General features: G+C 68.2%; 12 protein-coding genes. 9 read left to right on the forward strand and 3 right to left on the reverse strand.

Annotation, left to right across the window (positions count from 1 at the left end):
- Positions 1–140 precede the first annotated feature (140 nt).
- The 9 genes from rdgB to ACILQR_RS05735 all read left to right on the forward strand — a co-directional run bounded on the left by rdgB (position 141) and on the right by ACILQR_RS05735 (position 9,751).
- Positions 141–740, forward strand: coding sequence for an RdgB/HAM1 family non-canonical purine NTP pyrophosphatase (gene rdgB, locus ACILQR_RS05695; RefSeq protein WP_395650510.1), 600 nt, complete (start codon positions 141–143; stop codon positions 738–740).
- Positions 733–1,884 carry a radical SAM family heme chaperone HemW gene (gene hemW / locus ACILQR_RS05700; protein ID WP_395650511.1) on the forward strand — a complete coding sequence of 384 codons (1,152 nt, stop codon included), beginning with the start codon at positions 733–735 and terminating at the stop codon, positions 1,882–1,884. Before rdgB ends, hemW begins: the two co-directional genes overlap by 8 nt.
- Positions 1,885–1,909: 25 nt before the next feature.
- Positions 1,910–2,785, forward strand: a complete 876-nt coding sequence (gene rsmI, locus ACILQR_RS05705) for a 16S rRNA (cytidine(1402)-2'-O)-methyltransferase (protein ID WP_395650512.1) — start codon at positions 1,910–1,912, stop codon at positions 2,783–2,785.
- Positions 2,782–3,213, forward strand: coding sequence for a YraN family protein (locus tag ACILQR_RS05710; RefSeq protein ID WP_395650513.1), 432 nt, complete (start codon positions 2,782–2,784; stop codon positions 3,211–3,213). Before rsmI ends, ACILQR_RS05710 begins: the two co-directional genes overlap by 4 nt.
- Complete coding sequence (locus ACILQR_RS05715; protein WP_395650514.1) at positions 3,210–4,025, forward strand: SirB1 family protein; 816 nt, start codon at positions 3,210–3,212, stop codon at positions 4,023–4,025. Before ACILQR_RS05710 ends, ACILQR_RS05715 begins: the two co-directional genes overlap by 4 nt.
- A 109-nt stretch (positions 4,026–4,134) precedes the next feature.
- Positions 4,135–5,082: a glutathione synthase gene (gene gshB / locus ACILQR_RS05720; protein ID WP_395650515.1), complete on the forward strand. Its 948-nt coding sequence runs from the start codon at positions 4,135–4,137 to the stop codon at positions 5,080–5,082.
- A 59-nt stretch (positions 5,083–5,141) separates the two neighbouring features.
- Positions 5,142–6,737 (forward strand): YifB family Mg chelatase-like AAA ATPase, encoded by a 1,596-nt coding sequence (locus ACILQR_RS05725; RefSeq protein WP_395650516.1) that lies wholly within the window; start codon positions 5,142–5,144, stop codon positions 6,735–6,737.
- 53 nt (positions 6,738–6,790) lie between these two features.
- Entirely contained in the window at positions 6,791–8,323 is a 1,533-nt protein-coding gene (locus ACILQR_RS05730; RefSeq protein ID WP_395650517.1) for a response regulator, read from the forward strand.
- 51 nt (positions 8,324–8,374) lie between these two features.
- Positions 8,375–9,751, forward strand: coding sequence for an AmpG family muropeptide MFS transporter (locus tag ACILQR_RS05735; protein ID WP_395650518.1), 1,377 nt, complete (start codon positions 8,375–8,377; stop codon positions 9,749–9,751).
- A 7-nt stretch (positions 9,752–9,758) separates the two neighbouring features.
- On the opposite strand, the gene ACILQR_RS05740 is transcribed toward ACILQR_RS05735, so the two are convergent.
- The 3 genes from ACILQR_RS05740 to ACILQR_RS05750 form a co-directional block, all read right to left on the reverse strand.
- Positions 9,759–12,038: an NADP-dependent malic enzyme gene (locus ACILQR_RS05740; protein ID WP_395650519.1), complete on the reverse strand. Its 2,280-nt coding sequence runs from the start codon at positions 12,036–12,038 to the stop codon at positions 9,759–9,761.
- Between the two features lie 360 nt (positions 12,039–12,398).
- Positions 12,399–12,857: a hypothetical protein gene (locus ACILQR_RS05745; protein ID WP_395650520.1), complete on the reverse strand. Its 459-nt coding sequence runs from the start codon at positions 12,855–12,857 to the stop codon at positions 12,399–12,401.
- A gap of 32 nt (positions 12,858–12,889) precedes the next feature.
- Positions 12,890–13,315 (reverse strand): enoyl-ACP reductase (locus ACILQR_RS05750; RefSeq protein WP_395650521.1); only part of this gene is annotated, 426 nt, incomplete at its 5' end.

Consider the following 13,315-nt stretch of genomic DNA (forward strand, 5'->3'; position numbering starts at 1 on the left):
TTAGCGGGCTTCCTCGGGAGCGGTGCGGCCCCCGTCCGTGAGAACATAGATAGGACTTGCCACCCGCCGCGTCACGTTACATATCGTTTAACGATATTAAACTTTGGCAATGGATTGTTACGGCCAAACGGGATCTTAAAATGCTGAGACTGATCAATGGGATGACGCTCGTCATCGCGACCCACAATCCCGGCAAGGTGCCGGAGATTGCCGCCTTGCTGGGCGAAAATTACAGGTTCGTCACGGCGGGTGAGCTGAATCTGCCCGAACCCGATGAAACCGAGGCGACCTTTACCGGCAATGCCATGCTGAAGGCGCGCCATGCGGCGGCCCTGTCGGGCGAGGTCGCCATCGCCGACGATTCCGGCATGTCGGTCGCGGCGCTGGACGGCGCACCGGGGGTGTTCTCGGCGCGCTGGGCCGGACCGACGAAGGATTTCTCCATCGCCATGAGCAAGGTCGAGGCGCGGCTGGAGGAGGTCGGCGCGACCGACCGCGCCGCCTGGTTCACCTCGGCCCTGGCGGTGGCCTGGCCGGATGGGCCCTGCGTCGTCGTCGAGGGGCGGGTCGACGGCACGCTGACGTTTCCTCCGCGCGGCGACCGTGGTTTTGGATACGACCCGATCTTCGTTCCCGAAGGCGGCGACCTGACGTTTGGCGAGATGGAGCCTGCGGCCAAGGACGCGATCAGCCACCGCGCGCGCGCCTTCGCCAGGCTCAGGGCCGCCCTGATTGACTGATCCGCTCAATCCGGGATCTGACGTCGCCGTCTATGTCCACTGGCCCTATTGCGCCCGCATCTGCCCCTACTGCGACTTCAACGTCGTGCGGGATCGGGGGCGAGCCGAGGAACAGGCCGGGCTGGTCGCGGCGATCCTCGACGACCTGACCGCGCAGGCGGCCTTGGTCGGCCCGCGCCGGTTGGCGTCGATCTTTCTGGGCGGAGGGACGCCGTCGCTGATGCAGCCGGACGACGTGGCGGCGGTGATCGCCCGGGCTCGGGCGCTGTTTCCGGTCGAGGGCTCTGTCGAGGTCACGCTGGAGGCCAATCCGACGGACGCGGAGGCCACCCATTTCGCCACTCTGGCAGGTGCGGGGGTCAACCGGCTGTCGCTGGGGGTGCAGTCGCTGGATGACGCGGCACTCAGGTTCCTGGGCCGCAACCATTCAGCGGCGGAGGCCCGGCGGGCGATCGAGGTCGCAGGACGGGCGTTCGACCGGCTCTCCATCGACCTGATCCACGCCCTGCCCGGCCAGACGCCGCAGGGCTGGGCCGCCGAACTGCGCGAGGCGGTCGGCCTGGGGTTCGAGCACATCTCGCCCTACCAGCTGACGATCGAGCCCACGACCGCCTTCGGCCGCGCCGCAGCCAGAGGCGACTGGACCCCGCCGAACGAGGACACGGCCGCCGAACTCTATGAGACGACTCAAACCGTTCTGAGCGCGGCCGGGTTCGAGGCCTATGAGGTGTCCAACCATGCGCGGGGGACGGCGGCCCGGTCGGCGCACAATATCCACGTCTGGCGCGGCGGCGACTATGTCGGGGTCGGACCGGGCGCGCACGGGCGGCTGACGCTCGGCGGTGTGAGGACGGCCACGGTCGCCCACCGAGGCATTTCAAACTACGTCGCAGGCGTCGCCGCGGGCGCGCCCTGGGCCGAACAGGAGGCGATGGACCACCTCGCCGCTGCTGAAGAGCGGATACTCCTGGGCCTGCGTACCGTGGAGGGAGCGCCGCTGGCGGCATTCGAGACGCTTGGAGCGACGGCGCGCGTCGCAGACCTCGTGGCGGACGATTTCCTCGTGATCGTGAACGGCAGGGTCGTTGCGACCGACAAGGGTCGCCCGATCCTCGATAGCGTGCTGAAAGCCTTGCTGACGTGAGGGGCCGCTGTCACGGTCGTCGGCGATGACCGAGCCTTCCCCCTTCCCGCCGACAGCGCCACCACCAAGACGGGTGTCGCCCGGCCTCTACCTGGTCGCGACACCGATCGGGAACCTCAGGGACATGACGCTGAGGGCGCTGGATGTGCTGGCCGCCGCCGATCTGGTACTGGCCGAGGATACTCGGGTGACGGCCAAGCTGCTGGCTGCCTATGGGCTGAAGGCGAAGCTGGAACGGTGCGATGACCACGCCTCGGCCCGCGCCGCCGAGATCGCCATCGAACGGGTGCGCGAGGGTCAGGTTGTGGCGCTGGTGTCCGATGCGGGCACGCCGGTGATCAGCGACCCCGGCTTCGTCGTGGCGCGGGCCTTCATCGCCGCCGACCTGCCGGTACATCCCATCCCGGGCGCGTCCAGCCTGCTGGCGGCCCTGTGCATCGCCGGCCAGCCCAGCGACCGGTTCCTGTTCGCCGGCTTCCTGCCGGTCAAGTCGGGGGCCAGGAAGACCATGCTGGCCGAGGTCAGGGCGGCGCGACAGACCCTGGTCTTCTTCGAGAGTGGGCCGCGACTGGCCGCCAGCCTGGCCGACATGGCCGAGGTGCTGGGGCCGCGCCCCGCCGCCGTCACCCGCGAACTGACCAAGCTGTACGAGGAGGCGATCCGGGGGACCTTGGCCGAACTGGCCGTCGACCCGCGCTGCGACGGACCCAAGGGCGAGATCGTCGTCGTGGTGGGGCCCGGTGAGGTCGAGGTCGCATCCGCCGCCGACGCCGATGCAGCCCTGATCGAGGCCCTTGCCCGACTGCCTACGGGCGAGGCGGCGTCGGAGGTGGCGGCCGCGCTCGACCTGCCGCGAAAGCCCCTCTATCGGCGCGCTCTGGAACTTCAGGGCAAGGGATGAAGCCCGTCCGGGTCCGCGCGCCGAAAGCGGCACCTCGCGCCAAGGCGGCCTGGCGACAGACGCTGGGCGGACAGGCCCACCGTGCGGGTCATGCCTCGGAATGGATCGCCGCGGTCTGGCTGATGATGAAAGGCTATCAGGTCCTCGGGTTCCGGCTGAAGAGCCGCGCCGGCGAGATCGACATCCTGGCCCGGCGCGGCCGCGTCCTGGCCGTGGTCGAGGTCAAACAGCGGGCCACGCTCGACGAAGCCCTGGCCGCCGTGACCCCCGATCAGGGCCGGCGATTGCTCGCCGCCGGGCGGGCGGTGTTGCACGGACGACCCAGCCTGGCCGGACATGAGCTCAGAATCGATATGGTGGCGCTGGCTCCCGGCCGATTTCCGCGCCATGTTTCAGCCATAAGTACGAGCCGGGGCGATTTCTCGTGACGCGAGACGAGGCCGAAACCATCCTGACCGAGGCCGGACTGGCCGAGGACGACGCCTTTCCCCTGCTGGAGGCGGCGATCGCCTGCGCCATCCACGACTATCCGTTCCGCGATCCCCAGCCGGTTCGCGACCTGGCGGATATCGCCGCCGACCGGGTCGGCGAACGGGCCGCGACCGAGAGCCCCGACGACGCCCTCAGCGAGACCATGGCTGGCGATCTCAGGCTGAACGGCGACCTTCTGCATCACGACGACCCGGCCAATACCGACATCATCGCCGTGGCGGAGCGCCGGCGCGGCCTGTCGGCGACACTGGCGGTCTTCTATCTGGATGCGGCCAGGCGGGCGGGGTTGAAGGCTCAGGGCGTCGACTTCCCCAACCACTTCATGCTGCGGGTCGAGACCCCTGCCGGGCCGGTGGCGCTGGATCCCTTCAGCCAGGGTCGGATCGTCCTGCCGTCCGAGCTCAGCCGCCGGGCCCTGCGGGCCGGGCTGACTCCCCACGTGGCTGATCGGCTGGACCTGCTGATGGCCCCGGTCTCGGACCGCCAGGCCCTGATCCGGCTGCAGAACCTGCTGTTCGCCCGCGCCATCCGCACCGAGGATTTCGACGCCGCCGAACGCTCCGCCCTCCGCCGCGCCCTGCTCGACCCCGAAGACCACCGCCCCTGGCTGGACGTCGCCGCAGCGCGCGAGAAGCAGGGCGCTCTGAACGGCGCACTTGAGGCCCTGATGAAGGCGCGCATCGTCGGGGGTCAGGACATGGTGGTCCAGCCGGCGGCGATGGACCGGTTGAGGATGCGGCTGAACTAGGGAGGGGGGCTTGGGTCTTGGGGCTTAGGAATGATGGCGAGTCGCCCTTGCTTTCCCTAAGCCCTACTCCCTAATCCCTAAGCCCGCCCCGAAGGCGCAAGGTCCCCATATGCTCAGAATAGCCATCCAGATGGACCCCGTCGAAGGGGTCGATATCGAGGTCGATACGACCTGGCTGATGATGATGACGGCGCAGGATCGCGGTCACGCACAGTGGGTCTATGACTTCCGCACCCTGGCGCTGGAGGAGGGCCGGCTGTTCTGCCGGGCCCGGCCGGTGACCTTGAAGCATGTCGCGGGCGACCACGTGACCTTCGGCGACTGGGTCAAGCTGGACCTCGCCACCGACATCGACGTCATCCTGATGCGCCAGGACCCGCCGTTCGACATGGCCTATGTCACCGCCACCTATATGCTGGAGACGGTCCATCCCGGCACCCTGGTGGTGAACGACCCGGCCGAGGTCCGTTCGGCCCCCGAAAAGCTGATGGTCACGGCCTTTCCAGGTCTTCAGCCGCCGACCCTGATCACCTCGGATCCCATCGCCCTCACCGCCTTCCACAAACAGCACGGCGACGTGGTGCTGAAACCCCTGCACGGCAACGGCGGCTCTGGCGTCATCAAGCTGCGCGCCGACGATCCCAATCTGGACGCCCTGATCGAGATCCATCAGGGAGCATCGCGCGATCCGCTGGTGATCCAGAAATTCATCCCGGCGGTGTCCAAGGGCGACAAGCGCATCATCCTGATCGACGGCGAGCCCGTCGGTGCCATCAACCGCATCCCGGCCAAGGGGGCGGTGCGCTCGAACCTGCACGTCGGGGGCACGGCGGCACCGGTCGAGCTGACCCCGCGCGATCTGGAAATCTGTGCCGCTATCGGACCGACGCTGAAGGCCAAGGGCCTGATCTTCGTCGGTATCGACGTCATCGGCGACTATCTGACCGAGATCAACGTCACCTCCCCCACCGGTGCCCAGCAGTTGAAGCGGTTCACCGGCATCGATGCCACCGCGCTGATGTGGGACGTGATCGAGGCGAAACGGGCGGTTGCATAAGGTGGGTTGCATTTCGCCTTAGTTCATGTTTCGTTCCATGTGAAACATGAGGGCGGGTCATGCTGGCCAGTATCGCGACGGTGGCGTTCGAAGGCGTGGATGCACGGCGTGTGGACGTGCAGGTCCAGCAACTCAGCGGCGGCGAGCACGGCATCTTCTCCATCGTCGGCCTGCCGGACAAGGCGGTGGCCGAGAGTCGGGAACGGGTGCGCGGGGCCTTTGCCGGGATCGGCCTGGCCCTGCCCGCCAAACGGATCATCGCCAACCTGGCCCCCGCCGACCTGCCCAAGGAGGGCAGTCATTTCGACCTGCCGATCGCTCTCGCCCTGCTGGCCTCCATGGGGGTCATCGCGCCGGATCAACTTGAAGGCTGGGCCGCGCTGGGCGAGCTAGGTCTGGACGGGCGGATCGCCCCGGTCGGGGGAACCTTGCCGGCAGCGGTGGCGGCCCATGCCATGGGGCTGGGCCTGATCTGTCCCGAGGCCAATGGGCCGGAAGCCGCCTGGGCCGGGGACGTCTCGATACTGGCGCCCCGATCGCTCATCGGGATGATCAATCACTTCAAGGGCGTCCAGGTGTTGAGGCCGCCCGAGCCGGGACCGGTGAAGATGGGGGCGCGGGTGCCCGACCTGCGCGACGTCAAGGGTCAGGAGGGTGCCAAGCGGGCGCTGGAGGTCGCCGCCGCCGGGGGCCACAACCTCCTGTTCATCGGTCCCCCGGGATCGGGCAAGTCGATGATGGCGGCGCGCCTGCCGGGCCTGTTGCCGCCGCTGACGCCGACCGAACTGCTGGAAACCTCCATGGTCTGGTCGGTGGCGGGGCTGATCGAGCGCGGGGCGTTGACCCGCGAGCGGCCCTTCCGATCACCGCACCATTCCGCCTCGATGGCGGCCCTAACCGGCGGTGGGCACCGCGCCAAGCCGGGTGAGGCTTCGCTGGCGCACAACGGCGTGCTGTTCCTCGACGAACTGCCTGAATATTCGGCCCAGGCGCTCGATAGCCTGCGCCAGCCGCTGGAGACCGGAGAGATCGTGGTCGCCCGTGCCAACCACCACGTCAAATACCCGGCCCGGTTCCAGCTGATCGCGGCGATGAATCCCTGCCGCTGCGGGGTCGGCGGCTTCGGCAAGGGGGCCTGCGGCAAGGCGCCGAAATGCCAGCGCGACTATCAGAACCGCATCTCCGGCCCGATGTTCGACCGCATCGACCTGACGGTAGAGACCCCGCCCGTCACCGCCGCCGACATGGCCCTGCCGGCCCCGGCCGAAGGCACGGCCGAGGCCGCCGCGCGGGTGGCCACCGCCCGGGCCATGCAGACCGAGCGGGTGGTCCGGGCCGGGCTCGATCCCGATCAGGCGCGCGATCAGGGCATCAACGCCCGGTGTTCCGGCGAATTGCTGGAGCGGTTCGCCACCCCCGACGACGCGGGCCGCGCCCTGCTGATGCGGGCCGGAGAGGCCGGGGGCCTGACCGCGCGCGGCTGGACCCGGACCCTGCGGCTGGCCCGCACCATCGCCGATCTGGAGGGGGCGGATGGGGTGCTGCGCAGGCATATCGCCGAGGCCCTGATCTATCGCCGCACGACCGTCGGTGCCGAGGCCCAGTTCGACCGCCAGACGGCCTCGCACGGGCGGAACGACGTCCCGGTTTGGTGACGGGAAAGAGACCTTAACCCTCGTTGTGCATCCTGCCGCCTCACGGAGGCGACATGGCGCGACGCAAGGTCAAGACGGAGACGGCGGAACCGGCAGGCGCAGGCAGTGCCGACCAGTTCCTGCGCCTGATGAGCCATGAGATGCGTACGCCCCTGAACGGGGTCATCGGCATGCTGGGTCTGCTCAGCCGGACCCGGCTGGACGGGGCGCAGCGATCCTATGCCGAGGCGGCCCAGTCATCGGCGGAACATCTGCTGGGGCTGGTCAACGACCTGCTGGACTATGCCCGGCTCGAGGCCGGCAAGCTGGAGTTCGATTCAGGACCGGTGGACCTCGAGGCCCTGGTGCGCGGCGTCTGCGAGCTTCTGAGCCCGCGCGCCCACGACAAGGGGCTGGAGATCGTCTGGTCGGTCGCGGCCGACGCGCCCGACATCATGGCCGACGAAGGTCGGTTGCGGCAGGTGCTGTTCAACCTGGCGGGAAACGCCGTCAAGTTCACCGCGACCGGCGGCGTTCGCATCGCGGTCGAGCGGGTCCCCGGCGGCGACGGCAATCGACCCCGGCTGGCCTTCATCGTCGATGACACCGGGCCGGGCGTACCGGTCGAGGCGCGGACGCGAATCTTCGAGGAGTTCGGCCATGTCGACGCCTCGGATGCGACCCGGTTCGGTGGCGCAGGCCTGGGCCTCGCCGTCGTGGCGCGTCTGGCCCAGGCCATGGGCGGGTCGGTCACGGTTGAAGATCGGCCCGGTGCGGACCGGGCAGGGGGATCGCGGTTCCGCTTTGAGGCCACCTTCGACGCCTGCGAAAACGAGGCGCGGACCCAGGCACTGACAGGTCTGACCACGGCCGTCTGGTCCTCCGATCCCTTCGTGCAGGCAGCGGCGCAGGACCAGATCGTCGCCAGCGGCGGCACGATCGCCGACACGGCACCGGTCACCCTGATCGATCACGCGGACGCCCCGGCGGGCAGTCTGGCCGCGCGGCCCGCGATGGGCCAGGCCGTGGTCATGCTGAAGCCGTCGGAACGGGAGTTGATCGCGCGGTACCGGTCCGCAGGCTTCCACGGCTATCTGATCAAGCCGCTGCGGCGGGCGTCCCTGGCCGAGCGGGTGCTGGCCGCTTCGGGAGCGCAGATACCGACGGCCAGGACATCGGCCGGGCCGGGGGCGGACGACGATCGGATCACGCCGGTCCGCTTTGCCGGAACGCGCGTCCTGCTGGTCGAAGACAATCCGGTGGGGGCGCTGCTGGCCCGTACCCTGCTGCGGCGCGAGGGCTGTGTCGTCGAGACGGCGGCCAGCGGTGACGAGGCGGTCGATGCGATGAAGCGGGCGCGGTTTGATCTGGTCTTCATGGACATGCGGATGCCCGGCATGGACGGCCCCTCGGCGACGCGGGCGATCCGCGCACGCGGCGACCGCACCCCGATCGTCGCCCTGACCGCCAACGCCTTCGCCGAGGACAGGAAATCGTGCCTGGAGGCCGGGATGGACGATCACCTGACCAAGCCGCTGGAGATCGAGCCGCTGCGGACCGCCCTGGCCCGCTGGACGAACCGGCCGGAGCGCGCCAAGGTCGCCTGACGACGCGGGCTCTTTCGGGGGAAAGGGCGCGTCCTCCGGAGACACGCGCCCATGACCGACCAAGCCCCGCCGAACGGCTCGAACACCCCCGTGGCGGATGCGCCGAAGAAGGCCGCCGGTGCAGGCGATGTGCTGCGGGCCCTGGGGCGGGGTCGGGTGCTGATCGCCCTGCTGATCGGGTTCGGCTCGGGCCTGCCCTTCCTGCTGACCGGGGCGACGCTGAGCCTGTGGCTGCGTGAGGGCGGGGCGGAACTGGCGGCCATCGGCTTCATCTCCTGGGTCGGACTGGCCTATTCGATGAAATTCCTCTGGGCCCCGGTGATCGACCGGTTCGACGTCCCGTTTCTAGGGCGGTTCGGTCGGCGGCGCGGCTGGATGCTGCTGTCCCAGATCGTTGTGGGCCTGTCCCTGATTGCCATGGCTGTGGTGGGCCCCGAGGGCGGCCTGACGGCGCTGGGCGTCGCCGCCCTGGTCACCGCCTTCGCCTCGGCGACCCAGGACATCGTCGTCGACGCCTGGCGGATCGAGAGCGCCGAGGGTGACGAGGATCAGGCCCTGCTGACCTCGGCCTTCCAGCTCGGCTATCGGTTCGCGATCCTGGCGGGTAATGCCCTGATCCTGTTCTTCGCGGCCTGGCTGGGCTGGAACGGGGCCTATGCGGTCTGGGGCGCGGCCATGAGCATCGCTATCGTGGCCACCCTGTTCGCCAAGGAGCCCGTCGATCGCCGGACCCTGGCCGAGGTCACGGGCCAGGTCTCGCTGCTGAGCCCGCGCGGCCTGTTCGACGCCATCGTCGGGCCCTTCCTTACCTTCCTGAAGACCCACCGGTCGGCCGCGCTCCTGATGCTGGCGGCGATCAGCCTGTACCGGCTTCCGGACTTCGTCATGGGTCCGATGGTGGGGCCCTTCTATGCCGACCTCGGTCTCGACAAGCCGACGATCGGGGCCATGCGGCTGAGTGTCGGCCTGATCGCAGCCCTGTTGGGTATCGCGGCCGGCGGGCTGTTCGCCGTGCGGTTCGGGTTCGGCAAGACGCTCTTGCTGGGGGCCCTGATCGGTCCGCTGTCGAACCTCGGCTATACGCTGATGGCCGTCGTCGGCCTGTCGACGCCGGTGTTCGGCGGGGTCCTGTTCGTCGAGAACTTTTCCGAAGGCTTCGCGGGCGCGGCCCTGGTCGCCTACATGGCGAGCCTGACCAGCCTCGGCTACACGGCGACCCAGTATGCCCTGCTCAGTTCCTTCTACGCCCTGCTCGGAAAGTTCCTGAAGGGCTTCTCGGGCGTGGCGGTCGAGACCCTGGAGCAGGGCCGGCCCCTGATGCAGGCCTATGGGCTGTTCTTCGCCGGCACGGCCTGTGTCGGTATTCCCGCGGTCGTCCTGTGCTGGTTGCTGTTGCGCCGCCACAAGCCGGCCGCCGAAGCGACCTGAGCGGCCATCACCCCGCCTCGGCCGCCCGTTCGTAGGCGGCGAAGGTGGCGGCGGTGATGATCTCCGAGACCGAGGCACCCAGGCTGACGATCTGGACCGACTTCTCGAGCCCGACCAGCAGGGGGCCGATCACGGTAGCACCGCCCAGGGCCTGAACCAGACGGGTCGAGATCGAAGCCGACTGGATGGCGGGCATGACCAGGACGTTGGCGTCGGCCGACAGGCGCATGAACGGATAGTTGGCGCGGGCCGACGGGTCGAGCGCCAGTTCGGGCGGCATGTCACCCTCGTATTCGAAATCGACCCCCATGCGGTCCAGGATACGGATCGCCTCGCGGACCTTCTCGCCCCGTTCACCGGGAGGATCCCCGAAGGACGAGTGGCTGAGGAAGGCGACGCGGGGGGTGCGGCCCAGCTTGCGCACCGTCGCAGCCGCCTGAATTGCGATCTCGGCCAGCTCCTGGGCATCGGGCAGTTCGTTGATGGAGGTGTCGGCCACGAACAGGGTGCGACCCTTGGCCAGCAGGATCGAGACCCCGATCAGCCGGTCCTTCACGTCGATGACGCGGCGGATCTCGCGCAGCACCATGTTGAAGTTCCGGGTCGTGCCCGAGATCACTGCGTCTGCGTCACCGAGGGCGACCATGGCGGCGGCGAAATAGTTGCGGTCCTGATTGATCATCCGCTGAACGTCGCGACGCAGATAGCCGCGGCGCTGTAGGCGGGCGTAGAGCCAGTCGGTGTACTCGGCGTTCTTGTGGCTCACCCGGGCGTTGGCGATCTCGATGCCCAGGTCGTCGAAATTCAGCCCGGCCTCGTGGGCGTTCTGACGGATCAGATCCTCGCGGCCGACCAGGATGGGGGTGCCCAGTTCGGACTGTTTGAAGGCCCAGGCGGCGCGGATGACGGATGTCTCCTCGCCCTCGGCAAACACCACACGCTTGTTCGGCGCGGCGCGGACCGACGAAGAGATCTTCTGCATCAGGGCGGCGGACGGATCGACCCGCTCACGCAAGGCCGCGCGGTAGACGTCCATGTCGGGGATGGCGACGCGGGCGACGCCGGTATCCATGGCCGCCTGGGCGATGAAGGGCGGGATGTACCAGATCAGGCGCGGATCGAAGGGCGTCGGGATGATGTAGTCGGGGCCGAACTTAAGCTTGCGGCCGGAGTATGCGGCGGCGACCTCGTCGGGCACATCCTCGCGCGCCAGGGCGGCGATGGCCTGGGCGCAGGCGACCTTCATCTCGTGATTGACGCGCCGCGCCCGGACGTCGAGCGCGCCCCGGAACAGATAGGGGAAGGCCAGGACGTTGTTGACCTGGTTCACATAGTCGCTGCGGCCGGTGGCGATGATGGCGTCGGAGCGGACCGACAGCACGTCCTCGGGCGTGATTTCCGGGTCCGGATTGGCCATGGCGAAGATGATCGGATTGGGAGCCATGGAGGCCACCATCTCCTTGGTGATCGCGCCCTTGGCCGACAGACCCAGCACGACGTCGGCCCCGACCATGGCCTCGGCCAGCGTCCGGTGCGGGGTGTCGGTGGCGTGGGCGGCCTTCCACTGGTCCATGCCGGTGGGCCGGCCCTTGTAGACGACGCCGTCCCGGTCGACGATCACGGTGTTCTCGGCCCGGACGCCCGCCGCCTTCATCAGGCCGATGGACGACAGACCGGCCGCGCCGGCCCCGGCCAGCACGACCTTCAGGTCTTCCAGCTTCTTGCCGACGATATGGGCCGCGTTGATCAGGCCTGCGGTGGAGATGATCGCCGTGCCGTGCTGGTCGTCGTGGAAGACGGGGATGTCCAGCAGGTCCTGAAGCTCGCTCTCGATCACGAAGCATTCGGGGGACTTGATGTCCTCCAGATTGATGCCGCCCCAGGTGTCGCCGATGTTCTTGACGACGGTGATGAACTCGTCCGGATCGGTGGTCTTGACCTCGACGTCGAAGCTGTCGACGTCGGCGAACCGTTTGAACAGGACCGACTTGCCCTCCATCACCGGCTTGGACGCCATGTGACCGAGGTTGCCCAGGCCCAGGATGGCCGTGCCGTTCGAGATCACGGCGACCAGATTGCCCTTGGCCGTGTATTCGTAGGCGAGGTCCGGATCCTTGGCGATGGCCAGGACGGGGATGGCCACGCCGGGCGAATAGGCGAGGCTCAGGTCGCGCTGGGTCGCCATCGGCTTGGTCGGCGCCATCGAGATCTTGCCCGGCGTCGGGATGCGGTGGAAATCCAGCGCGTCCTGGTCGGAGAAGGTCTGTTTGTCGGTCTGATCGGGCATGGCGGGCTTTCGCGAACGAGACGGCCCGGAGAAGCGTTCCGGGGCAGCCCGTTCCTAGAGCCCAGCTTGCGATGGGACAACCGTTGAGGTTCTTCCCGCCGTGGGCTGCCATGTGTGATCAGCGGTTACCCTCGCAAACTAGGCACCCGAAAGGGCCGCGCGCGTCGGCCTATCGGCCCGCCCGCTTGGATCAATCAGGCAAGGCAGCCGGATCGAGTCAAAATGTGCGAAAATCCGCCACATGGACAGTCATGGAGGGCGGGTTTTCGGACACCTCCGGGCGCGGCGTCCGAAGGTGGGTATTTCGGCCCAAACATCCGCGATAGGTGTCCTTACAGAAAGATCATCTGATGCCCGTCGCTAGCGGGGCGGATCGCCCATTCGCATGGTCTGGTAGTTTGCGTAGTGCCGTCGATCCGGGGTGCTGCCGGCAAGCCCATGATGGGCCAGTATGAAGGTCGCTACGGATGGTGATGAGACACTGAGCCTGAAGTCGTAGAACGCTTCGTCCTCAGCCGTCGCCACCCTGATGAACTTCTGTTGAGAGTCCTCAATCGCAACCCTGCCGCCTAGTCCTACCTTGGAACGCGGCTCGGGCACGGAACGTGGGGTCGGCAAATTTCCGATGATGCGCCAGACGCCCCGCTTGTAATCGCCGTCGGTGGTCCAGATGAACCCGAGCGGCGCATCAGCTTTCAACCGCGACACCGGCAATGGCTCGGGGTGGATTTCCGACAAGACTGAAATCTGAAAAACAGCCCCGACCTTGACGATCTGAGCGTGACCGCAGCCGTGGGGACCCAGGTCGATTTCGAACACATCTCCAAGCCGAGGGCGCTTCACGCTGCCGTTCAGCCTTCCTCGTCGCCAGCCAACCCCATCATGTGGAAGCCGGCGTCGACGTGGATGACCTCGCCGGTGGTCGAGAAGCCGAGGTCGGAGCACAGCCACAGGGCGGCGCCGGCGACGCCCTCCATCGAGGTGTCTTCCTTCATCGCCGACATGGCGCGGCCTTGGGCGATCATGCCGCGACCGCCCGAGATGCCGGCCAGGCTCAGCGTGCGCATGGCGCCGGCCGAGATGGCGTTGACGCGGATGCCCTTGGGGCCGAGGTCGCGGGCGATATAGCGGGTCGCGGCCTCCAGCGCGGCCTTGGCCACGCCCATGGTGTTGTAGTTCGGAATGGCCCGCTCGGAACCCAGATAGGTCATGGTGATCATCGACCCGCCGTTGGGCATGATCTTCGCCGCGCGCCGGGCGACGTCGACGAAGCTGAA

Origin of the sequence: Brevundimonas sp. (assembly GCF_044239655.1) — a bacterium.
In the GTDB taxonomy this organism is placed as follows: Bacteria; Pseudomonadota; Alphaproteobacteria; order Caulobacterales; family Caulobacteraceae; genus Brevundimonas.

Excerpts from the sequence above, each read along its gene's own strand:
- rdgB (WP_395650510.1), top strand. The coding sequence starts at position 141 with ATGCTGAGACTGATCAATGGGATGACGCTCGTCATCGCGACCCACAAT.
- ACILQR_RS05725 (WP_395650516.1), top strand. The coding sequence starts at position 5,142 with ATGCTGGCCAGTATCGCGACGGTGGCGTTCGAAGGCGTGGATGCACGG.
- ACILQR_RS05740 (WP_395650519.1), bottom strand. The coding sequence starts at position 12,038 with ATGCCCGATCAGACCGACAAACAGACCTTCTCCGACCAGGACGCGCTG.
- rsmI (WP_395650512.1), top strand. The coding sequence starts at position 1,910 with ATGACCGAGCCTTCCCCCTTCCCGCCGACAGCGCCACCACCAAGACGG.
- ACILQR_RS05710 (WP_395650513.1), top strand. The coding sequence starts at position 2,782 with ATGAAGCCCGTCCGGGTCCGCGCGCCGAAAGCGGCACCTCGCGCCAAG.
- gshB (WP_395650515.1), top strand. The coding sequence starts at position 4,135 with ATGCTCAGAATAGCCATCCAGATGGACCCCGTCGAAGGGGTCGATATC.
- ACILQR_RS05730 (WP_395650517.1), top strand. The coding sequence starts at position 6,791 with ATGGCGCGACGCAAGGTCAAGACGGAGACGGCGGAACCGGCAGGCGCA.
- ACILQR_RS05735 (WP_395650518.1), top strand. The coding sequence starts at position 8,375 with ATGACCGACCAAGCCCCGCCGAACGGCTCGAACACCCCCGTGGCGGAT.